The organism is Clostridium sp., assembly GCF_050717515.1.
Classification (GTDB): domain Bacteria; phylum Bacillota; class Clostridia; order Clostridiales; family Clostridiaceae; genus Clostridium_AD.
This window is the reverse complement of record NZ_JBOITL010000035.1, coordinates 58,756-82,896: the sequence shown is the minus strand read 5'-3', so window position 1 is coordinate 82,896 and position 24,141 is coordinate 58,756. Positions and strand designations below refer to the sequence as shown.

General features: G+C 30.1%; 25 protein-coding genes and 1 pseudogene. 22 read left to right on the top strand and 4 right to left on the bottom strand.

The window, feature by feature from the left end; genetic code table 11:
* Positions 1 to 444 precede the first annotated feature (444 nt).
* The 10 genes from ACREV6_RS19390 to ACREV6_RS19345 all read left to right on the top strand — a co-directional run bounded on the left by ACREV6_RS19390 (position 445) and on the right by ACREV6_RS19345 (position 11,648).
* Positions 445 to 660 (top strand): hypothetical protein, encoded by a 216-nt coding sequence (locus tag ACREV6_RS19390; RefSeq protein ID WP_431579691.1) that lies wholly within the window; start codon positions 445 to 447, stop codon positions 658 to 660.
* 833 nt (positions 661 to 1,493) lie between these two features.
* Positions 1,494 to 1,868 (top strand): BlaI/MecI/CopY family transcriptional regulator, encoded by a 375-nt coding sequence (locus tag ACREV6_RS19385; protein ID WP_431579690.1) that lies wholly within the window; start codon positions 1,494 to 1,496, stop codon positions 1,866 to 1,868.
* Between the two features lie 14 nt (positions 1,869 to 1,882).
* Positions 1,883 to 3,913: a M56 family metallopeptidase gene (locus ACREV6_RS19380; RefSeq protein ID WP_431579689.1), complete on the top strand. Its 2,031-nt coding sequence runs from the start codon at positions 1,883 to 1,885 to the stop codon at positions 3,911 to 3,913.
* 47 nt (positions 3,914 to 3,960) lie between these two features.
* Entirely contained in the window at positions 3,961 to 4,716 is a 756-nt protein-coding gene (locus tag ACREV6_RS19375) for an alpha/beta fold hydrolase (RefSeq protein ID WP_431579688.1), read from the top strand.
* A 35-nt stretch (positions 4,717 to 4,751) separates the two neighbouring features.
* Positions 4,752 to 5,486, top strand: coding sequence for an aminoglycoside phosphotransferase family protein (locus ACREV6_RS19370; protein WP_431579687.1), 735 nt, complete (start codon positions 4,752 to 4,754; stop codon positions 5,484 to 5,486).
* A gap of 123 nt (positions 5,487 to 5,609) precedes the next feature.
* The gene (locus ACREV6_RS19365) at positions 5,610 to 6,266 is read left to right on the top strand and encodes an HAD family hydrolase (protein ID WP_431579686.1); all 657 of its coding nucleotides are present in this window, start codon (positions 5,610 to 5,612) and stop codon (positions 6,264 to 6,266) included.
* Between the two features lie 290 nt (positions 6,267 to 6,556).
* Positions 6,557 to 8,344 carry an ABC transporter ATP-binding protein gene (locus ACREV6_RS19360; RefSeq protein WP_431579685.1) on the top strand — a complete coding sequence of 596 codons (1,788 nt, stop codon included), beginning with the start codon at positions 6,557 to 6,559 and terminating at the stop codon, positions 8,342 to 8,344.
* On the top strand, positions 8,344 to 10,143 hold the full coding sequence (locus tag ACREV6_RS19355; RefSeq protein WP_431579684.1) for an ABC transporter ATP-binding protein: 1,800 nt from the start codon (positions 8,344 to 8,346) through the stop codon (positions 10,141 to 10,143). Before ACREV6_RS19360 ends, ACREV6_RS19355 begins: the two co-directional genes overlap by 1 nt.
* 453 nt (positions 10,144 to 10,596) lie before the next feature.
* Entirely contained in the window at positions 10,597 to 10,968 is a 372-nt protein-coding gene (locus ACREV6_RS19350; RefSeq protein WP_431579683.1) for a CoA-binding protein, read from the top strand.
* Between the two features lie 227 nt (positions 10,969 to 11,195).
* Positions 11,196 to 11,648: an NUDIX hydrolase gene (locus ACREV6_RS19345; RefSeq protein ID WP_431579682.1), complete on the top strand. Its 453-nt coding sequence runs from the start codon at positions 11,196 to 11,198 to the stop codon at positions 11,646 to 11,648.
* A 16-nt stretch (positions 11,649 to 11,664) separates the two neighbouring features.
* Here ACREV6_RS19345 and ACREV6_RS19340 read toward each other — a convergent pair whose 3' ends face one another.
* On the bottom strand, positions 11,665 to 12,309 hold the full coding sequence (locus ACREV6_RS19340; protein WP_431579681.1) for an HAD family hydrolase: 645 nt from the start codon (positions 12,307 to 12,309) through the stop codon (positions 11,665 to 11,667).
* A gap of 163 nt (positions 12,310 to 12,472) precedes the next feature.
* Between ACREV6_RS19340 and cutA the strand changes: the two genes are divergently transcribed.
* Both cutA and ACREV6_RS19330 read left to right on the top strand, forming a co-directional pair.
* A complete protein-coding gene (cutA, locus tag ACREV6_RS19335; RefSeq protein ID WP_431579680.1) occupies positions 12,473 to 12,805 on the top strand; it encodes a divalent cation tolerance protein CutA in 333 nt (110 codons plus the stop codon).
* An 80-nt stretch (positions 12,806 to 12,885) separates the two neighbouring features.
* The gene (locus ACREV6_RS19330; protein ID WP_431579679.1) at positions 12,886 to 13,635 is read left to right on the top strand and encodes an AAA family ATPase; all 750 of its coding nucleotides are present in this window, start codon (positions 12,886 to 12,888) and stop codon (positions 13,633 to 13,635) included.
* A gap of 249 nt (positions 13,636 to 13,884) precedes the next feature.
* On the opposite strand, the pseudogene ACREV6_RS19325 reads toward ACREV6_RS19330, so the two are convergent.
* Positions 13,885 to 14,334 (bottom strand): annotated as a pseudogene (locus ACREV6_RS19325) (transposase); the annotation flags it as partial.
* Positions 14,335 to 14,555: 221 nt separating this feature from the next.
* Here ACREV6_RS19325 and ACREV6_RS19320 point away from each other — a divergent pair.
* From ACREV6_RS19320 to ACREV6_RS19300, 5 genes are all read left to right on the top strand, one after another.
* The gene (locus ACREV6_RS19320; protein WP_431579678.1) at positions 14,556 to 15,371 is read left to right on the top strand and encodes a hypothetical protein; all 816 of its coding nucleotides are present in this window, start codon (positions 14,556 to 14,558) and stop codon (positions 15,369 to 15,371) included.
* Between the two features lie 208 nt (positions 15,372 to 15,579).
* Positions 15,580 to 16,326, top strand: a complete 747-nt coding sequence (locus ACREV6_RS19315; protein ID WP_431579677.1) for a GNAT family N-acetyltransferase — start codon at positions 15,580 to 15,582, stop codon at positions 16,324 to 16,326.
* A gap of 127 nt (positions 16,327 to 16,453) precedes the next feature.
* Complete coding sequence (locus tag ACREV6_RS19310) at positions 16,454 to 16,978, top strand: GNAT family N-acetyltransferase (protein ID WP_431579676.1); 525 nt, start codon at positions 16,454 to 16,456, stop codon at positions 16,976 to 16,978.
* Positions 16,979 to 17,047: 69 nt separating this feature from the next.
* The gene (locus ACREV6_RS19305; protein ID WP_431579675.1) at positions 17,048 to 18,040 is read left to right on the top strand and encodes an HD domain-containing protein; all 993 of its coding nucleotides are present in this window, start codon (positions 17,048 to 17,050) and stop codon (positions 18,038 to 18,040) included.
* A gap of 5 nt (positions 18,041 to 18,045) precedes the next feature.
* Positions 18,046 to 18,405, top strand: coding sequence for a VOC family protein (locus tag ACREV6_RS19300; protein WP_431579674.1), 360 nt, complete (start codon positions 18,046 to 18,048; stop codon positions 18,403 to 18,405).
* 78 nt (positions 18,406 to 18,483) lie between these two features.
* Here the strand turns inward: ACREV6_RS19300 and ACREV6_RS19295 are convergent, their stop codons facing one another.
* Complete coding sequence (locus ACREV6_RS19295; protein WP_431579673.1) at positions 18,484 to 18,846, bottom strand: MazG nucleotide pyrophosphohydrolase domain-containing protein; 363 nt, start codon at positions 18,844 to 18,846, stop codon at positions 18,484 to 18,486.
* Positions 18,847 to 19,139: 293 nt separating this feature from the next.
* Between ACREV6_RS19295 and ACREV6_RS19290 the strand changes: the two genes are divergently transcribed.
* The 4 genes from ACREV6_RS19290 to ACREV6_RS19275 all read left to right on the top strand — a co-directional run bounded on the left by ACREV6_RS19290 (position 19,140) and on the right by ACREV6_RS19275 (position 21,848).
* Positions 19,140 to 19,796, top strand: a complete 657-nt coding sequence (locus ACREV6_RS19290; RefSeq protein WP_431579672.1) for a carbon-nitrogen hydrolase family protein — start codon at positions 19,140 to 19,142, stop codon at positions 19,794 to 19,796.
* 101 nt (positions 19,797 to 19,897) lie between these two features.
* Positions 19,898 to 20,461 carry a histidine phosphatase family protein gene (locus ACREV6_RS19285; RefSeq protein WP_431579671.1) on the top strand — a complete coding sequence of 188 codons (564 nt, stop codon included), beginning with the start codon at positions 19,898 to 19,900 and terminating at the stop codon, positions 20,459 to 20,461.
* Between the two features lie 204 nt (positions 20,462 to 20,665).
* The gene (locus ACREV6_RS19280) at positions 20,666 to 21,190 is read left to right on the top strand and encodes an NUDIX domain-containing protein (protein WP_431579670.1); all 525 of its coding nucleotides are present in this window, start codon (positions 20,666 to 20,668) and stop codon (positions 21,188 to 21,190) included.
* 52 nt (positions 21,191 to 21,242) lie between these two features.
* Positions 21,243 to 21,848 carry a histidine phosphatase family protein gene (locus tag ACREV6_RS19275; protein ID WP_431579669.1) on the top strand — a complete coding sequence of 202 codons (606 nt, stop codon included), beginning with the start codon at positions 21,243 to 21,245 and terminating at the stop codon, positions 21,846 to 21,848.
* A gap of 190 nt (positions 21,849 to 22,038) precedes the next feature.
* Here ACREV6_RS19275 and ACREV6_RS19270 read toward each other — a convergent pair whose 3' ends face one another.
* Complete coding sequence (locus ACREV6_RS19270; RefSeq protein WP_431579668.1) at positions 22,039 to 22,716, bottom strand: L,D-transpeptidase family protein; 678 nt, start codon at positions 22,714 to 22,716, stop codon at positions 22,039 to 22,041.
* 516 nt (positions 22,717 to 23,232) lie between these two features.
* Here ACREV6_RS19270 and ACREV6_RS19265 point away from each other — a divergent pair.
* Entirely contained in the window at positions 23,233 to 24,126 is an 894-nt protein-coding gene (locus ACREV6_RS19265; protein WP_431579667.1) for an ROK family protein, read from the top strand.
* Positions 24,127 to 24,141 lie beyond the last annotated feature (15 nt).

The following is a 24,141-nucleotide window of genomic DNA, read 5'->3' as shown; positions in this document are numbered from 1 at the left end:
TAGTAAATGTAATAGACGGAGGACTAACAGAATTTAAAAAGTAAATAAATATTAAACGAATTTTCTGCAAGCTAAGTTTCTTAATAAAGCAGTAAAAAAAATCGAACTATAATATGACGCAATATTCATATTAGACGTCACAAACAATAAAAGTTTGTGGCATTTTTACTTGTGACGACTTAGGAAGATATACGGACATAAAGATTGGAATATCTCTAATTTTTATATTTATACTAAATTATGGTATTATTAAGTCGAAATCGTAAAATATGATGTACTTATAGTTAACCTTGAATATAATAGCTGGAGGTTCCATCGGAGTATCTTTTAGGTAATTCTACAAAATTTGAAATTGTTATAAAACCAGTTCAAGGATGTAGGAATGAGGAGAAGATTAAAAATTCAATAAAAACATTTCACATAGATGATACTTATAAAATACATATGGATTATGTCCAAGAAATTATTCAAAAGAGTAAAATGTATGATGAAAGTAGAATCAATGAACTCATGGAAAATTTCGGTGATTTATTTTTATCTGAAAATGAACTTTACAGAACTATATTTGGAAATTACATAATTAACGAAGATTTAGGTAAAAGACCACTTGCAAAATTAACAAAAGATATATGTGGGGATTTGGGACTTAAGTTTAAATAGAAATAACTTTTACTGTATATAGTAGCTACTGAAACAATTACCTTGCCGTAATTCACATTTAATAAGAGGTTTATTTTGTTACATATAGATTATCAGAAGATGCGGAATCTGAAGGCAGGAAGTATAGTAAAACTTACAACTTCAGTTGAGGATACTCATAAAAAGAAATACAGATAATAATTTGAAAATGAAATATGGAGAACTATATTAATGGGAATTTCTAATTAATATATGTAGAACTTAATAAAGAGTGAATAATCACTTAAAGAGTTTCTTAGACATAACATATATATAAATTAATATGAGCTACTTTATACTTAAAGACTTTCATGACAATGTTAGAAAATGTAACTACGGAGAATCAATGCTTTGAGGGCTATTTTACTTAAAGACTTTCTTAGAACGTACACAGGCATTTGTAGCTTTGTAATAAAGTTACACCATTTATAACAAAGTTGCACCGTTTATAAAAAAGTCATGTTAAGAGTCAGGGATTTTTAATCAGAAAATGATTAGATCTTCCTGGCTTTTTTGCGTTTGCGTGAAAGGGGCAAGGAAAAAGGGGAAATCATCAACCAATCATCAAAATAATAGACTTCAAAATAGAAATATTACATCATAGCGCAAGAAGGTAATTATTTCTATGCCCTGCACGTAACTGGTGATTAATAGATTTAGGGTGGCTTATATTTTTATTAAACCATTGTAAATATAACAAGATATCAATGGAATAGTTAGGCTTTTAATAAATACATTTTTGTAAACCATTGACATATTGAAACTGCAGGTATAGTATAAGATTATGAACTACAACTGTAGTAGGAGGTATTAAGTTGAAAGAATTAACAAAAATAACTGAAGCGGAATGGCTTATTATGAAAACATTATGGGAAAACGAAAAACTCACATCACCTGAAATTATTGAAAGTTTAAAGAACGATTCAACATGGAGACCAACAACAATTCAGACGTTTTTAAGCAGGCTTGTAAAAAAAGGTGCTGTTGGAGTTATAAAAGAATCAAAGAGTTACAGATATTATCCTCTAGTACTTGAGAAACAGCTTAGAAAAGAAGAAACAGAATCTCTAATTGATAAAATTTATAATGGTTCTAAAAAATTGTTTATAAAAAACTTTATAAATGATGTGGACTTAACTGAAGAAGATATTCAGGAATTGAAAAAAATGCTTGATAATAAACGGGGTTAAGGAGGAGAGGGTTATTGGGGATTATTAATTTATTATTTAGGGCAATCCTTATTTCATCTGCGATGGGGAGCTTTTTAGCGATAATAATTATCATTATAAAGAAGTTATTTAAAAATAAATTAAGTGCTTCATGGCACTATTATATATGGATGCTACTTATATTAAGACTTGCGATTCCCTATAGTTACCAAAGCCCACTAAGCATATTTAACATTTTTACAAATACAGTAAGTAACTTTGAAGTATCATTAAACATACCAAGTATTAATAACAGTAAAGTAGAACAAAGTAATGTAGTTAGAGATACCAACGATACAATTACAAATAAGCCCATTACTGTGTCAGTAGAAAATATAATAGATATAAATTCAGAGGATTTAGACTTGTTTAGCATAGCAAGTATTATATGGTTTATTGTAATGGTTAGTACATTATTAATTATATTTATTTTTAATATAATTTTTAATAAGAGATTAAGAAATCAAGAAGTGTGTAAAGATAAAGAGACACTTTATATATTGAATTCCTGTCAGGTTATGACAGGAATAAAGGGTAATATACCAATTAAATATTTAAGTAACATAAGTGGTGTATCTTTATATGGAATGTTTAAATCTCGAATATTAATCTCCAGTAAAATAATTCATAATTTCACTGGAGAGCAGAAAAAATATATTTTTTTGCATGAGTTAATTCATCTGAAATATAAAGACATATTGATAAATTCTATTATGCTTATATTAGTTGCTCTTAACTGGTTCAATCCCATCATTTGGTATTGTTTTTATAGAATACAACAAGATTGTGAGCTTGCTTGTGATGAAAAGGTACTGTATTACCTGCAGCCTAATTGTTACAACAATTATGGTAGTACTATTATTAATATGGCTGGATTATTTTCAAAATCACATAATTTATTGAATGGAGTAGGGTTACTATCGAATAAATCAAATTTAAAAAGGAGAATTAGTATGATTAGTTCATTTAAAGGGAAGTCATTTAAATGGTCGATTATAGGGGCATTTCTTATAGCTTTAATCGCATTTGTATGTTTGGTAAATCCTAAAGCTGTTGAAAGCACTTACCTACAAACTCAAATTAATACTGATGCGAAGTCTGCTGCAGGATCAGATTATCAAAGTGTGGTTCAAAACTTCTTGAACCAGAAGAATCTTAAGGGAAGTGTAAATAGTGGGGCTATAGAAGATATTCAACTTCCAAGTGATTTTAAAGCCGTTAAAGATGGTATTAAAGTTGGGGAGCTATTGAAACAAAGAAATGAATTATCTAAACAAGATAACTTAGATTTTTCTACTTATATGGGTCAAAAAATCAAAATATACACTTGCGAAATTGAAAATGGTGACCCCTTATTAAAATACGACATAGTCATTTTAATAGCCGAAAATAAGGTGGTTGGACATTGGACTGACACTGGAATGAAAGATCCTAGGCAAAAGAGATCTGATTTCAATGTTTTAGTAAATCCATTACAAACTTTAGGTTACGAAGAAATAATTAAGGCCAATAATATAATTACAAATCCTGGTAGAGTGATTAAAATTGATGAAATATATTCTAAAAGTGAAAACAAATATGTAAAGTTATTATCAAATGAGAGAATTATAGATGATAAAAATAAAATAAAAGAATATACTCTTTTTAAGATTGAGGAACCTACAATTGATTTAGGTGATTTAAAACAAGTAAAGCAATCTCTTAGTATAGTAAATTTTAGTTTTGAGGCTCCTACCACTAACAAGGTACCACCCACTGAGCATCTCTTGACTACATACTATAAGGGCGATAAATTTAAATCCTTATTCATAATTCAAACAGAGGATAAGGGGGGAGCAGGCGAATTATTAGGAAAATGGAAAAAGGTAAAAATAAAGGGTAAGGAGGCCTATATTTCCGACTTTGAATCAAGCAGAACAAACGATACTGTTCAAATAATGTTTTGGAATAATGGCAAGTACTACAATGTTTCAGGAACTGATTTAAGTAAAGACTATTTACTGAAAATTGCTGAGTCAATAAAATAACACTAATGCATCACATGGATAAAATATAATATCTATAGGGGGATTCTATGTTTATAAAAATAAAAGAAACGAAATTGCCGAGGCTATATGTGAATTGTTATGGAAAAGGGGATCCAACTGTCGTATTTGAATCAGGGCTAGGGTGTACTCATTTTGACTGGGAGGTAGTTCAAAATCAAATTTCAAAAAACACAAGAACATTTTCTTATGATAGAGCAGGTCTCGGAAATAGTGATACAGGTGATTTACCAAGAAGCAGCTTAGACCAAGTCCACGAGTTACATACTATTTTAAATAAAGCAAAGGTTAAAGCCCCCTATATTATAGTTGCGCATTCAATTGGAGGCTATAATGCAAGATTATTCGCAGGTACATATCCTAAAGAAGTGTCTGGTATTGTATTTGTCGATTGTTCACATGAAAATCAATTTGAAGATAGGGTGAAACGTTCTTCTTCAAAAGAAATAGAAATCGTGAAAAGCCAATTGATTGGTGAAGAACAAACTTTCGATGAGTTACTAATTAGTGCCAAACAAGTAAAAGAAATAAGAGAAAAGGATGCATTAAGGAATATTCCAATAATTGTCCTTACCGCTGACCATAAAGGTGAAGAACCTTCTAGCATTACAGAAGAAACCTGGTTAAACTATCAAAATGACTTAGTATCATTATCAGATTATAGTAAACATATTATTGTTGAGGATAGCGGTCATTTTATACAGAAGGATAAGCCCCAGGTAGTAATTGATGCAATAAAATGGATAGTCAATGGAGTTGAAAATGAACATTTGTATACTAAATAAATAAGTTAATGCTTTGAAGAACAGGAGAAAAATAAATGAAATATGGGAAAATAATTAGCATAGGTAATACTGCAAATGTATATGAATGGGAAGAAGGCAAGGTACTTAAACTTTTCTATCAAGGCTATTCAAAAGAAGCTGTAGAAAGAGAGTTTCAAAATGCAAAGGCAATAAGAAATATGGATTTTGCAAAACCAAAGGTATATGAAATTATTTTTTGCCAAGAGAGAATGGGTATTATATATGATAGAGTGGAGGGCGAATCCCTGTTGGATTGGGTTATGAGAACAGGTGATGTGCAGGAATGTGCAGTATATATGGCAGAGTTACATAAGGCAATCCTCCAGAATAAGATTAGTAATGTACCGAATTACAAGGAATTTTTAAAATGTAATATATTAAATTCGCCAACAGCTAATTCAAAGAAACGAGAAGAAGTATTGAAAATGTTAGATAAACTTCTGGATGGAAATACACTTTGTCATGGTGATTTCCATCCAGGTAATATATTAATATCGAATGGACATACAATGGTTATAGATTTCATGAATGTGTGTCATGGAGATTTTTTATATGATGTTGCAAGAACTGTATTTCTAGTGGAATATACACCTGTGACGATAGAGGTGGTGGATAGAGAAATGCTTTTAGGATTTAAGAAAACGCTGGCAGATTTGTATCTTATGCAAATGAATGTTACCAGAAAAATGATACAGAATTATCTATCAGTTATTATTGCAGCTAGAGTAGGTGAATGCCCGAACGAATAGTTAAATGCAAGGTATAGCTGTATGTTACGTATTGTTGAAAGAGAATTAAAAGAAAAGTTTGATAAAAATGGTAAACATAAGAATTGCAGGCACCCTCAAGGAAAATGATAGAGGAGATAAACAATGAATATAGATTCGATTATTTTTGATTTAGATGGAACACTATGGGATTCAACTAAGACAGTGCTAAAAGCTTGGGATATGGTATGCCAAAATAATAAAGAAGTTAGGAGTCCTATTACAAGGGAAGTGTTGCAAAGTATTATGGGGCTACAAGTTCAGCATATAGGTGCTAAACTATTCCCTTACTTAGATAAAGCTGGACAAACAAAGATTTTACAACTCTGTTGTGAAGAAGAAAGGAAATTACTTCTAAAGGAAGGGGGCATGCTCTATAAGGACCTAGAGAGTATTCTACAAACACTTTCTAAAAGTTATTCATTATTCATAGTAAGTAATTGCCAATGTGGATATATAGAAGTCTTTCTTGAGTACCATAAACTCGGTAAATATTTTAAAGACTTTGAATGTGCAGGAAATTCAAGTTTAGTAAAAGGTGAGAACATTAAGATAATTATGAAGAGAAATAATCTTGAACATCCTGTATACGTAGGAGATACGCAGGGAGATTGTGATGCTGCAAAACTCGCAAACATACCTTTTGTATTTGCTAGCTATGGATTTGGGAAGGTCGATGGGTATGATTATGTGATTGAAGAAATATCGGAGATAGTAAGTGCCACCCACATGGCAAGTGGCAAGTTAAAAACAGTAAGGTAAAAGACAGGGATTTTAGTCGGAAAATGATTAGGATTTTCTGTTTGAATATTATTAATGTTGTCAAAGGATTTATAAGCCCTGGTACTACACAACAGTGTAATATCAAGGCTTTTTAAGTTTCTAAATGTAATTAATATGTAATAATAAATTTTTAAACCTATTTTTGTATTGAATTACAAAAAAAGTAATGGTATAATTTACAAAGATTTAAATTCATGAAATGGTAGTTGGTTTTCATGGATTCAGGTGAAATTTTTAATAATTTCGTTTGATATTTTGGAGGGGATTTTATGAGTTTAGAAAATAAAAGGTATGGAACTATAGACATATTACGTATTCCTTTTAAATATGCCACAAAAGAATCTATTTTAATGGGAATAAAGTATATTATAGATGGAATAGTTCCAACAATGCAAATTTTAGCAACCGCTAGTTTCTTAGATAGGGCAATTGAAATATTTAATAATGAAAAAGAATTTTTTAGTATTGTAAATCCAATAATATTTATGGCAATTCTTTTAGCTTATACGTGGATTTCAGCACAATTATCTAAATTTGCAGAAGTTAAAATTACTAATAAACTAAGAGAAAGCTTCAGGGTAGATTTAACTGAAAAGGTAGCAACTTTAAAATATAGTCATATAGAAAATCAGCATAGTTGCGACTTGATTTCTAGGGTTATAAAACAGCCAGAAGTTCAATGTAGTGAAGCTTATGTTTTAATATTAGATATGATAGCTATGATTATTCAAGTAGCAGGAATACTAATTTTATTATTTACTAAGGTATGGTGGTCTTCCATATTAATAATTTTAAGTTCCTTACCATTTTTTGCACTGTCTTTAAGGAGTGGAAAAGAAATTTATGAAGTTAATAGAGGCGTAGAGAAGAATAAAAGAAAAGCTAAATATTTAGGAGAGGTTTTAAATGGAAGAGAAGCGGTAGAAGAGAGAAGCCTATTTAGATATTCTAAAAAAATAAATGAACAGTGGTTTAATGAATTTGAAATTTCAAGAAAAGCTGAGTTAAAGGTAAATGGTAAATGGTTTATTAATATGAAAATAGGTGGAATCATTATAGCTATTTTTTCAATGTTAATGGTACTAATATTAGTTTTCCCAGTTACCAAGGGTATGTTATCCATAGGTATGTTTATGTCTGTGGTAAATAGTATATTTAGTCTAATAAACTATTTAGCATGGAGTCTTCCACAATATGGTGATGGTTTCGCTAAAAATAAAGAATATCTAGTGGATTTAAGTGATTTTGTAGCTCTTGATGGATATAAGGAATATTTGGTAAAACCAAGTAAGGAGAGGATTAAGCTAAAATCATTGGAATTTAAAAATGTTTCATTTAAATATCCAGGTACAGAAAATTACATTTTAAAAGATTTATCCTTTGTTATAGAAGAGGGAAAACATTATGCCTTTGTTGGTAGCAATGGAGCAGGAAAAACTACCATAACAAAACTTATTACAGGGCTTTATGAAGATTTTGAAGGAGAAATTTTAATTAATGGTAACTTAATAAAAGATTATAGTCAAAAAGAGCTAAAATCAATGTGCTCAGTAGTGTATCAAGATTTTGCAAGATACTATATATCCTTTAAGGATAACATTTTATTAGGAAATACTAATAAACATGAAAATCTGGACAATCTTTATAAAGCAATAGATATTATAGATTTAAATGAGGCTGTTAACACTCTTCCGAATGGCATAAATTCAATCTTAGGAAAAATTAAAAGTGAAGGAGTAGATTTATCAGGAGGACAATGGCAGAGAGTAGCAATGGCAAGAGCTATAGTAAGTCCTGCTACCTTAAGAATTCTAGATGAACCTACTGCAGCTTTAGATCCTATTAGTGAAAGCAATATATATGAAAAATTTGAGGAAATAAGTAAAGGTGAAACCACTATTTTCATAAGTCATAGATTAGGCTCTACAAAGCTAGCAGATGAAATTTTTGTTATAGGAAATGGAACTATAGTTGAAAAAGGTTCCTATGAAGAGCTAATGAAAAGGTGTGGAATTTATGCTGAAATGTATGAAAGTCAAGGGAGTTGGTATGCATAATGGAAAGTGAAAGAGATAATATATCTTTTTTTAAGATACTTAAAACAGCTATGCCTATGGTATTTAAGTCATGTCCTATACTAGTTATGTGCATTATAGTAGTTAACATATTACATGGGGTATCTTTAGGAGTTAATACTTTAGCTATTCAAAAGTTTTTTGACTCAATTACACAGGTTTCAAAGGGAGAAGTAACTATAAAAATGGCACTAATAATGCTTGGATTATTAGGTATAGCTTTAGTAGTAAATCAAATTCTAAATGGTATTGCAAATTTTCTACCAGGTAATGTGTTGCAAAATAAAGCAGTTGGTATACTGGGAAAAGCATTAAATGATAAGAGTAGTAGGTTAAGTGCCATCGACTTTGAGAATCCTCTTGTACTTGATGATATTAATAAAGCTCAACAAGGGCTAGAAAGTAGTGTGTTTGTTTCAATAAGAATAGTATCCATGGTGACTTTTTATTTACCATACTTTATATTTATGGGGATATATCTTTATAAACTAAAGCCTATATTAGCTATTTCTTTAATTTTGGTATTTATTCCAGTAGTTTTATCTCAATTAATTAGAATCAAGCTATTTACTAATTTAGAGGATAAAGTGGCTCCCATAAGAAGAGAGTATGAATATTATGAAAGATGCATTATAGATAGGGAGTACTTTAAAGAAACAAGACTTTTAGGAGGATTTTCTTATTTTGGGTCTCTTTATAAAGATGCATTAGGTTTTATGAATAGAGAAATATGGAAAATTGAAAAAAAAACAGGATTAGTTGAATTAGGTATGAAGTTTATAACTCTTTTAGGATATATGGGAATTTTAGCTTTATTAGCGCAAGCTCTTTTAGATAAATCTATATCAGTGGGAGCCTTTGGTGCTGTATTTACATCAATAGGCTTCATGTTTAAGATAATGGAAGAAATAATCTGTAGGCATATAGGAAGAATAGCTCAAAGATTGGGAACAGTAAAAAACTTTATTAGATTTTTAGAAATGCCTGAGAGAAAAGGTGAAGATATAGAAATTGAAGGAACACCATCTATTGAAATGAAGAATGTAGGATTTATTTATCCAGGAGCTAATAAGTTTTCTTTGAAAAATATAAATTTAAATATTAAGTCAAAAGAAACTATTGCTATTGTTGGAGAAAATGGAGCAGGAAAAAGTACTTTAGTTAGAATGATGGTGGGAATGTATACTCCATCAGAAGGAAAAGTTTCAATTAATAATGTAGATGCGAAAAGAATATCTACTAAGTCATTATATGAAGGAATATCAGCAGTATTTCAAAAGTTTCAGAAATATAATATGACTTTAGGAGAAAATATATCCATTAGTAATGAGAATTATGATATTAATGAAAGCATGCTAGAAGAAGCTATCACAAAAGCAGATTTAGAAGTATCTAAAGAAAAGTTTGAAGAAGGCTATAATACTATGCTAGCTCGTGAATTTGATGGAATAGATTTATCAGGGGGACAATGGCAGAGAGTTGCTATAGCTAGAGGCTTTTATAGGAATCATAATATGATAGTTTTAGATGAGCCAACAGCAGCCATAGACCCAATAGAGGAGACAAAGATATATAAGAAGTTCCAACAAATGTCTCAAGGAAAGACATCTATAATTGTTACTCATAGACTGGGTTCAGCTAAAATTGCAGATAGAATAGTGGTTATGGACAAGGGTAAAATAGTACAAGTTGGAAGTCATGATGAGCTTATAAATGTTCATGGAAAATATAGTGAAATGTATGAAGCACAAAGTAAATGGTATAGTGAGCTAATTAAATAGCTATTTTAATCGAATATTAAAGTTTAAGTATTTATTAGATAATATCTTTGCATCTGAAACATGAGCTGAAGATCAAGGTAATATTAGTGTTAAGGTAATAATTGATTTAGTTATGCCAATTTCACCTCTAGAAGAACAAAAAGCGATATTAGTAATAAAGAATGAATATGTGAGAATAAATTAAAATATAGGGTGAATAATTTATGAATGAATTTATACTAGAATTTTCTGTTTGTTTCGTATACTTGCGTGGTGAAAGTGCAAACTAATATATAGTTATTAAATAAAAAATATTTAAAGGAGTGATATTAATGAAGGCGAGCATTGATAGGGATACATCCATTGGATGTGGACTATGAGCAGTGGGAGCCATAATTGTGGAGTAACTATTAACAAATATTTATATGAATTTATATAGTATAAATATATTAATTTTACTAGGAGATGATAATATTGAAAGCTAGTGAATTTTTAAATTATAAAAACTGGATTGTGGTTGGAGATGTGTTAAACCCTTTGAAATATGCTTGTAAAATATTGGATTCATTGAAAAAAGACGGGTTTAATGTAGTGGGTGTAAATCCGTCGGCCGATGATAAAGAAGTTTATAGCAGCCTAAGGGATATTCCATACAAGGTAGAAGTTTTAGACTTATGCATTAATCCATATAAAGGTATTGAAATTCTGAAAGAGGCTCACGTGTTAAAAATAGATAAAGTACTTATTCAACCAGGGGCAGGAAGCCCTGAAATAATCGAATTTTGTAAAATAAATGGAATATTAGCAATAGAGGGGTGCGCTTTAGTAGAATTGTCAAAAGTATAGAAAGCGTTTTACGTGTAAAATTAAAATGGTAAATGGAGCTCTGAGGCATGCTTTGGAGTTTTATTTTTATCTGATTTCATAAATGGAACAACTAATATACATATGACCATATATGTATATTGTTGTTTGAAATATAAAATAATGGTACAATCTATATGTGAGTTGTTTCTCACTCGTAAAATATAGTAAATTGAAGATTATTTATACATAAGAGAGGAGAGCGTGTAATGGATTGTGGATTTAAAAATGGAGATAGATGGTTCCGATATCGAGCTGCAGCAATAATTATTGAAGATGGATGTGTTCTTTTGGCAAAAAATGAATTGGATTCTTACTATTATTCTGTAGGTGGTGGAGTGCATTTAGGGGAAAGAGCAGAAGAGGCAGTTAAGCGAGAAGTATTTGAAGAAACGGGAATTGCATATGAAGTTGACAGATTGGCGTTTATTCATGAGAATTTTTTTGATGGGTTGAAGAGCCATGAAATTGCATTTTATTTTCTAATGAAATCAAGAGGTACAAAAGAGTTGGATAGTAATAGCTATACACAAGGTGTACGTGAATATATGCATTGGTTACCAATTGATAAGTTAAAAGATTATGTTGCATATCCAAGCTTTTTTGCAGATAAGCTACTTAATTTGAGGGATAGTGTTGAGCATATTGTCACCTACGAATAATGCGAAATTATAATTATTAAAGTATAAGATCACTCAAAGAATTATATACTGGTACATCATAATTTTTAAATTTATCTAAATGCTGGTGGCCACAGGCTACCAAAAAACAATCACAACCAATAGCTTTTGACACCTCATAATCATGAACTGTATCACCAATTAAAAGCACTTCTTTTGGGTTAAGAGAAAGATTTTGAATTAACCTTTTGCCGTTTTCAACCTTGCTCACAGCATAATGATCATTTAAACCAACTAGTTTAATAAAAAAATCATTGATTTTGTAAAAATCAATAGATTCATCTAAATAAGTCTGTTGTGATGCTGAAAGTATAGATTGAGTTATATCAGAATCACTTATTAACTTTAATATTTTTTTAGCATCTTGTTGTAGATTGCAGCTTTCATAGGCATCTCTATATAATTCAACATATTCATTTGCAATTTGTTCAAAGGGCTCCAATGAGAAATCGAATCCTAATTTTGTGTAATAATTAATCACAGGAAAATCAAAGATTTGCAAATATTTGTCTTTATCAATTACAGGCATTTTTCTTTTTTGTAACAGTGAATTCATAACGTTTATCACCACTTCTACATCATCTAGCAGTGTACCATTCCAGTCCCAAATTATATGTTTGTATCCTGAATTTAAAATATTCATACCATACTACCCCTCACTAACCATGAAATGGATTAATAACTATAGTATAACATGAACTTTTAGTTTTAGTAATATGTAAGGATATTACTAGTACATGCTATAATATAAATTATACTTAAATAAAATTGTGAAGATTTAAAAGAGTAAAGGAGAGAGTATAGTTGTGGAATTTAAAGAAGTAAAAATAGAAATATATGTTCCAGAAGAATATGTAATAAAATTAAGAGATGAACTAAATAAAGTGAATGCTTGTACTATTGGAAATTATGATAATGTTATATCTATAACAAATGTAAGAGGATATTGGAGACCTTTAGAAGGATCTAATCCTTTCAATGGTGAAATAGGTAAAGTGTGTGAAGGTGAAGAATGTAAGATTGAGATAAGATGTAAAAGAGAATACGTTAAGAATGCCATGAAGGTTATTAAAGAAATTCATCCTTATGAAGAACCATTAATTAATATTATTCCAATTGTAAATGAATTGTTTGAATAGAAAACTAAATATTTGGTACTATACGTTGCCAAAAATTCAGAAACACTTGAGGAGCTGGTTTAATAGATAGGAGGACAAATATGGGGTTATTAGATTGTAATCAATATTTAAGGAGCATCCAGCTTAAAAAAGATAATATAGAGTCTTTTTCAGAATACCCTTTCTGTTTACCTGTCATAGAGAAATTATCAAGTTTAGAGTTTCATCCCAAAGTAACATTTATTGTAGGGGAAAATGGTTCTGGTAAATCCACAATTTTAGAGGCCATAGCGACTGCTTATGGCTTTAATCCTGAAGGTGGAACAATCAATTTCAATTTTTCATCTATGGATACGCACTCAGAATTATATAAACATATAAAGTTAGTTAAAGGAGTTAAAAAGCCTAGGAATGGATTTTTCCTGCGAGCGGAGAGTTTCTATAACCTTGCAACAAATATTGATGTACTTGATAGAGAAGACCCAGGTCTGGTGTCTTCATATGGAGGCCAATCACTACATGAACAATCCCATGGAGAGTCTTTCTTTGCTGTATTTATGAATAGATTTGGTAGTAATGGGCTGTATATATTAGACGAACCAGAGGCTGCATTATCTCCTTCAAGGCAGATGTCCATGCTTACAAGGATAAATGAGTTAATTAAGTTGGGCTCTCAATTTATTATTGCAACTCATTCTCCAATTATAATGGCCTATCCTGAATCAACTATTTATGAAATAAAAGAAAAGATAGAAGTTGTTTCATATGAGGAAACTGAAAATTATCAGATAATGAAGAGCTTTATTAATAATAGGAGCAAGATGCTTGATATTTTGATGGAAGGGGTTTAACGGTATTTCAGAAAGGTGCCACCCACGTGGCAAGTGGCAAGTTTTAAAAAAATAGTGTTAAGGTAACTTTGAGAATTAGAGTTATCCTAAAGAAAAATTAATTTTCCGCTTAATTTTATAAAAGAAGTTGAAATAAAAATATAAAAACTGTACATCTTCATCTAAGGTGAGATTGTACAGTTTCTTATTTTAGAAATTAGGATAAAGTAAATGGTTTAAAAAAAACACCGGAAATCATTAAGGAACAGGCATAGGAGTAACACTATTTGTTATATTTGATACCGTTTCAGCAGATATTTTAACATCATATAGATTTTTAATTTGCTCAGCGACGCATCGTGTAGTCATTCCGGCTACATAAAGAGCTAATATTTTATCCTCAATACCAGTTATATTTCTTTGATACTTAGGCAAAATTTTAGATTGAAATTCACCCTTTCTATCACGCGGTATGTTAAGTACTATTGTCCCAAGTTGTGATTTTACGGTCTTTTTAGAATGTCCATTTCTACTGTTTGGAGTTTGTTTTTCAGATATATGATATTTGTCATATCCAAGTTGTAAAGTCAGTTCTGATTCTAATGCTTCTTGAAGAATGTCTTTGAACATGTCCTTCACAGAAGCTAGAAGCTCACTTGTACTTGTAAAATTTTGATTCTTGATATAATTTTTTAAAATCTCTTTAGAAATGTCTGACATAAGAATACTCCCCCTTAATATTTAATAATTAACTTATCTCAATTATTGCCAAGGAAGAGTGCTTTTTATTCAGTATACATAAAATTATTTATAGCACTGCAGGGGGTGATTTAATATGTGGTTTATGCTGAAATATATTTAAACTCTCGCCAAGTATAAAATATTATGATATGGTAATATTATGTAATGGAATATTGAATAAATAATAGGGGAAGATGATTATGAAGCAAAACACTTGTGTTAAATTTGATTTTAGTAAATTAGAGGCAGATACCTTAAATTATATTATTGATGAAAATGGAAAATTAACCTTTGTTCTTAAATTACCTGATTTAGAATTTTATAAATTCACCAAAAATGATAAATCAGAACTTTTTGCAGATATTTTACATGATGGGTATTTAAGTTTTAAATTGTCTATGTTAAGCGTTAGAGACAGTTCAGAGTATACGGTAGAAATACAGCCCAGCTATAAAGATGATCCATCTATGGTTAATGAAATAAAGTCCTTAGTGCATAGAAAGACTGTAGAATTAATTGTAGTTTCATTTAGTGATGAGCAGCATATAGTGGAACTTCCTATTTTCGATAGCGATAAATTGCACATTAGAAAATGGTTAGGCGAAGATGTTCAGATAAGTAAAGCAACAGTGTTTTGCACGGATTATGATATGATTCCAGAGCAATTTATATTGCCTCAGCGGTCAGAAACTAAATTTTGGTTTATATGCAAAACAACCACTGAAATATTTGATTTTATAAAAAATAATGTTTCTGAAATTATCTTTGATGTGAGCATTGTAAATAACTGCCTGATTTTTAATTTAAAGACAAATGATTATGATATAGGTAGTTTGGCTATTGAATCATATACAATTAGCGGTGAAATTAAAAGTGATTTTAAGTTGTTTGTGCAGTATAAGGTTATTACATTTATAATTAGTGATAAAAATGCAATAGAAGATGAGGTCATATCCATAGATAGACAAGTAACACCTAAGATGGTGAAATTAATAAAAACCTATATGAACATATAAATATTGGTTAAAAATATAAAAGGTACTCTTAATTGAGTACCTTTTATATTTACCTATTAGGGTTAAGCATAAATACAGAAGTAAGAGTTTTTATAATAGTATCCTTTTACTTATATATAAAAATAATCTGTAAAATAGCAATGAGTAATAGATAGAGAAATTTAGTATAAAATGGTATAATTAAGTATACATGATGGGGGATTAACAAATGGATTGTAATGAACTATTTAATAGTTATTATTTAAAGTATTTGGGAATATCGATTCAAGAGGTACATAAGGAGAAAAAAATTTTTCAGTGTAGTCAAAGAAAAAAGCCTATAAATAATTGTTTCTTTCAACACTTAATAGTAACCAATATTGATGGAATTAACACATTTTCAGTAACTCCCAAGTTGTACAGGGATTTTAGTAAATATATAATTCCCTTTAAAAATATGGAGACAACGGAACTTTTTAAAGTATTAAGAGTGTTTTTTGATAGCAGATTAGAGATCTACACAATTAGAGAAATGTATAGAATGACATTGGATATTACATATAAAAGAATTCCATTGCAAAATAGCATAGTAAAACTTACTAAAGAAATTTTCATAAATAATCTACAAACAGTAAGTGAAGAAGAAAAACAGCGAATATGGTTAAGAAAAAAAGATGAAGTAATTCAAGGCAGGCAATACATAATTCTTGATGGTAACAAAATTGCTTCATACTGTAAAGTTTCTAATATAGATTATAATGGGGGCAATTTAACAGTTTATACAAATGAAAAATATCGGAATAAAGGGTATGGTAAAAGTGTTTCAATAGGAGCAATTAACTGGTGTATAGAAAATGAAGTAATTCCAGTATATTGGGTAGATAAAAAAAATATGCCTTCAGTTGCTTTAGCAAAAAGTTTAGGTTTTAAAATTAGGTCTGAAGAAATTGTAGTAGGAACTAATTATCAGATATAACTGCACCTAAGGAAAGTTGCAAGAATTTCATATTAAATTAGTAAATCAACTAGGGGATAGGCAAGAATGTAGATATGAGTGGATAGTATGTTAATAGAGAAACTTGAATGCTGGGAGGGGGATAATATTGTTATATAACTCTAGAATAGATGGAAAATTAGTTTACATAAAGCAGCCTAATTTTGATGAATTAGATTTTGTTGCTGAGTTATGGTCAGATGAAGAAACCATGAATGATGTTGGTGGAGTTGTACCATTTCCAACAGAAAAAAGAGAATTATGGTATAGAAAAATGGTAGATCCATCAGATGGAAAGAATTTTTACTGCCTAATCTATACTCTTGATGACGTCTTAGTTGGAGAAGTAAGTTTTCATAGATTTGATGCAGGAGAGAAAAATGCAGATTTCAATATAAAGATACAAAATAAATATAGAGGCAAAGGATATGGTAAAGAAGCAATAGGTCTTCTCTTAAGTTACTATTTCTATGATTTTGGTGGACAAGTTATTTATGATAATGTGATAAATGAAAAAGGTCAAAAGGCTCTACAAAGTTTTGGGTTTGACATTGTATCAAGTTCTGATAGTGAAATTTCATTTAAAATGACCAAGGAAAGGTTTAGTGAATTGGAAGGTACGCAGGGCTGTTAATATAAAATGATGAATGCTATTTATGGAAACTTAGTAGGGTGAGTATAAGAATATTTATGGGGGGTATACATGGAAACTAAAGTATATGATTTAGGAACAGTGAAGGATGAAGATTTTAAATTTGCCGTTATAATTTCAAAGTACAAGGGTAAATTCGTCTACTGTAAGCATAAAGAAAGAGAGACTTGGGAAACTCCAGGAGGACATAGAGAATTAAATGAAGATATTAATGATACTGCAGCAAGGGAATTAAAAGAAGAAACTGGCGCAGTGAAATTTAATATAAAACCTATTGGCGATTACTTATGTAATTATTTTCAAGGAAAAGAAGATGCTAATAGTTATGGAAGATTATATTATGCAGAAATTGAAGAGCTGGGAGAACTACCTAATTTAGAAATTAGAGAAATTGCCTTATTTGATAATATGCCAGAGAATTTAACATATCCACAAATTCAACCTATTTTACTTGATTGGACATTAAAAGAGTTAAATAAAACAGAATTAATAAACACCATCTCAAAAATAGTAGAACAGCAGTGTAAAAGCAAGGATAATATATTTGGTTATGAAGGTTGGTTATATCACATTGTTAGTGTGGTTAAATATGCTAAAGTTTTGGCAAAACAATTAGGTGCTAATGAAGAGCTAGTTGAGATAGCAGCATTGCTACATGATTATGCAAGTGCAAAAGACAAAAATATGTATGAAGAGCATCATATATATGGAGCTATAGAAGCAGAGAAAATTCTTAAAGAGTTAGATTACCCTCAAGATAAAATAGAAATTATAAAGGACTGTATCCTATGTTACAGGGGGAGCGTAAGGATGCAACAAAAAACTAAAGAAGCAGTATGTGTAGCAAGTGCGGATGCAATGGCTCATATAGATCAGGTTCCAGCATTATTACATCTAGCTTATTATAATAGAAAAATGGAGGTAAAAGAAGGTGCTGAGTGGGTAAGTAGAAAAATCGAAAGAAGCTGGAACAAATTATGTCCAGAAGCAAAAGAGATTATGAAGGGAAAATATGAAAGTGCTAAAGTGATTTTGGAAGGGTGATTAAGATGGGACTGAATTTTACATTAAATTCACTATATATTTGTGTTAAAGACATGAATAGAGCAATTGATTTTTATGAAAAATTGCTCCAGCAATCTGTTGAAAAAAGGGATGAAGTATTTAGCAGTTTTAATATTCAAGGCTTTAGATTTTGCCTATTTAATAATAGTAAAGTCCAAGAAAAGGTTAATTGGGGCGATAACTGTTTGCCAAGTTTTCAGGTTAATGATATGGATAAACTAATGGGAAGATTAGAAATATTAAATGCTAAAATAGTTTTTCCAGTATCAAAAATTAATAATAACTTGGTATTAGAATTTAAAGATACTGAGGGGAATGACATAGAAGTTTATTGTAGAATTTAGATGGCGATGATGTAATGAAAATCAATGGGTAGAGTATCTTATGTCAGTATCAAGATACTCTACCCATTAATTTCAATACTAAATAAAATCTTTATATTGATTTTTATAATCCCTTTTCATATTAGTTTCAAATTTTTTTAAATAAATAGATGAAAATTCATCTGCAGAAATTTTAAACCTGTTAAGTACATCCATATAATACATCATTACATCGCCTAGTTCTTCAACAAATCTTTCTCTTACAGCAACATCATCCATTATGTCATCCTCACCTTTTTTCTTGATTATCGCTATAACTTCACCTATTTCTTCAATCATATATAAAATAAAATCTTTTCCATATTGAGGTTCCATAGGTGACCAGGTATCGTTATGTTTTTCCCATAATTCTTGTGAAAGTTTAAGCATTTCAGATATATTTAAATCGTTAACATTATTCATTTAATTTACTCCCTTATTTTCATAAAATTGTGTATAATTACATTATAATGGAAAGTATACAAATGTACAAACCTTTGTTCTAGTTTAACGACATTTCAGAAGGAAGTCTCCCACTTCTATAAGTGGGGGGGAATATGCTATAACAAAAAGAAAACTTCAGTGGGGGATAACAATTGAGAATTGTTATCTACTCCAGAGCGCTACAAGGGGGTAAATTTCCTTCTGAAGTCGTTAATTGCAGCATCGCAGATGATGATTTAATGACATGAATTCATGATACATATATAAGGGGCGTGGCAATTATTAAAATTTTAGTAGGACAACCCATTCATGAAACAAGTATAGATCAACTTGAAAACGAAATAAAGGATAACTCAAATACTGATATGTTTATATACCCAGAGGGATATTTAGTAGACGAAGAGGCATTACTAAATGCCTGTGAAATTGCTAAAAAGTACAATAAAACTATTATAACAGGATATAGAAGTAAAAATAAGGATAGGGCATTAATTATAAATAATTTAGGACGAAAAGTATTAGATAGAGCAAAGACTCCAGAGGATGAAGGGCTATATAGCCCATCAGTTGTTGATAATGATGGATTAAGGATAGGATATTTACTTTGTAGAGAAATACTAAAAGGTATCGAAGGGTTAAAAGGTATAGGGGAAAGACTTGATTTTATAGCACATCCAATAGGTGTTGGGATGTTCAGTGAAGAGCAGTTTGAAGAATGGGTAAATGTAGCAAAAAATATTGCAATAACCTATAAAACTATTATTATAGGAACAAGCCATTCGGATGGTTCCTACCGAGATTGTGGAGTGTCAATTCCAATATCATATTGTATTGATGCTAGTGGAGAGATTGTTTATATTTCAAAAGCAGATAAGAGAACACGAATTATAAACCTGCTAACAAAAGAAGTTGAAACTATTGGTATTTAAGATGAAGGGGGTATAAAAATGATTTAGGAGAGGTAAAATGAATTTTATCCAATGCATGTAGCCACATTAAAAAAATTTATAGGTGAGAGGTAGAATAAAAATTGAATACAAATATATATTTAGTAAGGCATGCCCATTCTAGCTATACTGTAGATGAATTAAATCGGCCCTTATCAGAGAGGGGATATAGAGACGCAGAGAGAATAAGGTCAATTTTGTTAACTGAAAATATAGATACTGTTTTATCAAGTCCATATAACCGGTCAATTCAAACAGTTGAAGGTATAGCAAAACAAATTGGTACTGAGATAATACTCGAGGATGGATTTAAGGAAAGAAAAATTGCGGAAGCTTTAGTAGAAAATTTTGAAAGTGGTATAACTAAATTATGGGAAAATTTCAATTATGCTTTTGAGGGTGGGGAGTCAAATCTAGCAGCACAAAACAGAGGGGTTGTTTCACTAAATAAGGTGCTAAGTAAGTATAATGGTAAGAATATTGTTATTGGTACTCATGGAAATATTATGGTTTTAATAATGAATTTTTTTGATAGTAAATACAACTATGAATTTTGGAAACAGCTTAGTATGCCTGATATTTATAAGTTGAGTTTTGATGATAATAAGTTTGCAGGAGTAAAAAGAATATTTAAAGATAAAACATAGGTTCATACATAAAAATTATAAATGATTTTAACTTATATTTATATTTCGTATAATTAAAATACTATCAATGTAAGAAAAAATTATGACATATATTTGAACCGGAAAGTGTGTTAAAATAGGGAATATAGAGCAGAAAGTTAGTAATTGAGAAAAAAATTCTTAATGACCTATTTAAAATGAATTGAAATAAGGAGGCAATATACAATGGATTTAATAAAAGAAATATATGAAAAAGATATTGGTTACGATTATGAAAACATAGATATTTCATATAAGCTTAGGAGAGCATCAAGATCAATTGTACAAAATGATTCACAGAAAATAGCCTTATTATTTGTATCAAAGAATAACTATCACAAGCTGCCAGGCGGAGGAATTGAAGCAGGGGAAGACATTAAAACTGCTTTAAATCGCGAAGTAATGGAAGAGGCTGGAGTTTATATTGATGTTTTGGGCGAAATTGGTACAATCATAGAATATAGAGATAGGCATGAATTATTACAAATATCATATTGTTATTATTCTGAGGTAAAAGGAGATATTAAAAAGCCATCATTTACAGAGGTTGAAACAAATAGTGGTTTTCAATTAAAATGGGTGACCTTAGATGAAGCTATATCTATTCTTGAAAATGATACACCAGATAATTATCTTGGGAAATTCATTCAGAGTAGAGATTTAATGTTTCTAAAGAGTGCCGAATGTTTTTTAAACAGTAGCAACATATAATAAATATTTGATATTCAATATTATTTTATTATAGTTAGGGGATGGATGAAAATTGAAAATATATATTACAAGACATGGAGCAACGGAGTGGAATAAAGAAGGCAGGATGCAGGGCTGGCAAGATTCAAATTTAACTGAAATAGGTGTTGACAACGCTAAAAAGCTAGGTGAGAGTTTGCAAGCTATAGATTTTGATTATATTTATTGCAGTCCACTGGGGAGAGCCTTTGACACAGCAAAATACATTCGAGGAAATAAGAATACTGAGATAATTAAAATTGAAGATTTAAAAGAAATGGGATTTGGTATATGGGAAGGCATGGACCATGAAAAAGTAAAAGAACTATATCCTACCCAGCAGTTTAATTTTTGGAACAAGCCTCACTTATATGAACCTATAGAGGGTGAAAGCTTCCAAGAATTGATTCACAGGGTAAAAAAGGCATTATATGATATTATAAATAATACTACTGGTGAAAATATATTAATAGTAACCCATACAGCTGTAATAAAGGCAATCTATTCAATAATCAAAAATTATTCTATTGAGGATTTTTGGAGTAAACCCTTTATGTATGATACATGCTTAACAGTACTGGTCGTGGGAGATAAGAAAATTGAGATTATTTTAGAGGCGGATATTTCACATTTAGATTAGGTTTCCGAATTACTTCCCATAAAATATGAATAATTACATCTACTCCAATTAGCAGGATACAATTGGCTTAGTTCGATAACATAGCAAAAAGATAGCCGAATTAATACAACTATCTTTGTTTTCATATCTTTAAAGATAAATCCAAAAGCAACCTAGCCTACCCCAAATTATTTTTCTGAAAATAGTTTTGCTATATCTTTGTGACTTCAGACATTGGTCCTTGAATTATAACAGGGTGTCTAGACGGATTTAACCATTTTAGAATACTTATTACATTATATTGAGCCGTTGCAATACACCCTGCTGTTCCTTGTCCAGACCCCGACCATACATGAAAGAATATAGCAGAACCTTTTCCTGGTATTATATTAGCAGTATTATAGTTTATTACAAAACCATAATTATATTGGGGAATATACATCTTTTCAGCAGAATTCCATCTGCCATTAGCAGGACCTTCTTGCCATGTATTGTACAATGGTGAATTAAGATCATCTGCCCAAAAATCATTAGGGGTAGACTGCCTATAGTCCATTGCAGTACCGGGATTTGAATATCTACCAAATGCCGTACCCAATGAAAAAACTCCTATTGGCGAATGCCCATCACCTTCGACTTTATTAGAAGTAAAACCTGTTCTGCCAACATTACCAGCAAGAGAGTGTATTTGTTTCCAATTTCCATTAATATTTTCAAAGGTTGTAATGGTAGCATTTACGCTGCCAAAACCATTGGTGGTAACAACTATAGCCTGCTTGGCATTTCCTTTTCCGTTTATTCTATCTATCAATAAGTCAGTTTTTGGGGTAGCAGTTGCGGAAGGCGTTGCTAATTTAGATTGATTAATGGAGCTTATCTGATTTTTCAACTTGTTTTGTTCCTCCAATTATTATTATTATTATTATTATTATTATTCTATTCTATGCTGCTTCTCAAGTTGTTTAGTATTTTTATTATCTGCAATTTTAGTAAATGATAAGGCTATTATTTTTTGTAAATCTAATTTAAGATTATGCCAATGGATTATATAATATTATTAGGATACATTATAGATTTAAAAGATATCTATTTATTCTTAGGTTCTTTTATTGCAGTAATAATAGTAACTATTCAGCTACTTATAATAAGTATAAAATATATCTAAAAAGATAACAATGCTATATGAAAAATCAATTTATATATTTTTAAAGAATAAGGTGCCAGTTTACTTGATAAGTGTAGAGTTTGTACAATAAATATATAATTTATATACTACAACCTAAAAAAATAAAACCTATAATAGATAATATAAACAATATGTGATTAATAGTTAAACTGTTTTTCAAAAATATGTGAATAGATAAAATGGAATAATAAATATTTTAAAATATAAGGGGAAATCAAAATGAAAAATTATATTGCTTTTGATATTGGGGGATCTTCTGTTAAATTCGGAGTTGTAAATCAGCAAGGAGAAATATTACATAAAGGGTCATTTAAAACACCAAAAGAAGAATTAGATATGCTTATTTTGAAAATGGTTGAAATTGTAGATATATACGAAAAAGATATGAAATTAGAGGGGATAGCATTAAGTTGCCCAGGAGCTGTTAACAATGAAGAAGGTGTAATATACGGAGCATCTGCAGTTCCATATATCCATGGGCCTAATTTAAGAAATATATTAAAAGCAGCTACAGATTTAGATGTTTGTATGGGAAATGACGCTAATTGTGCGGCTTTAGCAGAAGTTTGGAAGGGTGCAGCAAAGGACAACAATGATGTACTATTCTTAGTATGTGGAACAGGCATAGGGGGAGCAATTGTAAAAGATAAGAAATTACATCTAGGAGCTAACCTTCATTGTGGAGAATTTGGATATATGATAATGGAAAGTGATATGGGAAAGGGGATAATTGGAAATTTTAGTGAGGTAGCATCTACATTTTCTATTGTTAGAAGAGTGGCCCAATATAAAAATATAGCTACTAGTGAAATTGATGGAAAGAAGATATTTGATATGGCAAAAGAAGGGGATAAAGATTGTATAAGAGCAATTGATGAATTCTATTATAAATTAGCATTGGGAATATTTAATTTACAATACGTATATGACCCAGAAGTAATTGTTATTGGTGGAGCAATAAGTGTTAGAGAAGATTTGGTCCAATGCATAAACGCAAAATTAGAAATCATATTAAAACAAGCAGAAATTGCTAAGATAATGCCAAGTGTTAAAAAATGTGTTTATTCAAATGATGCTAATTTAATAGGTGCAGTATATAACTTTATAAACTAATTGTTAAAAGCTAGA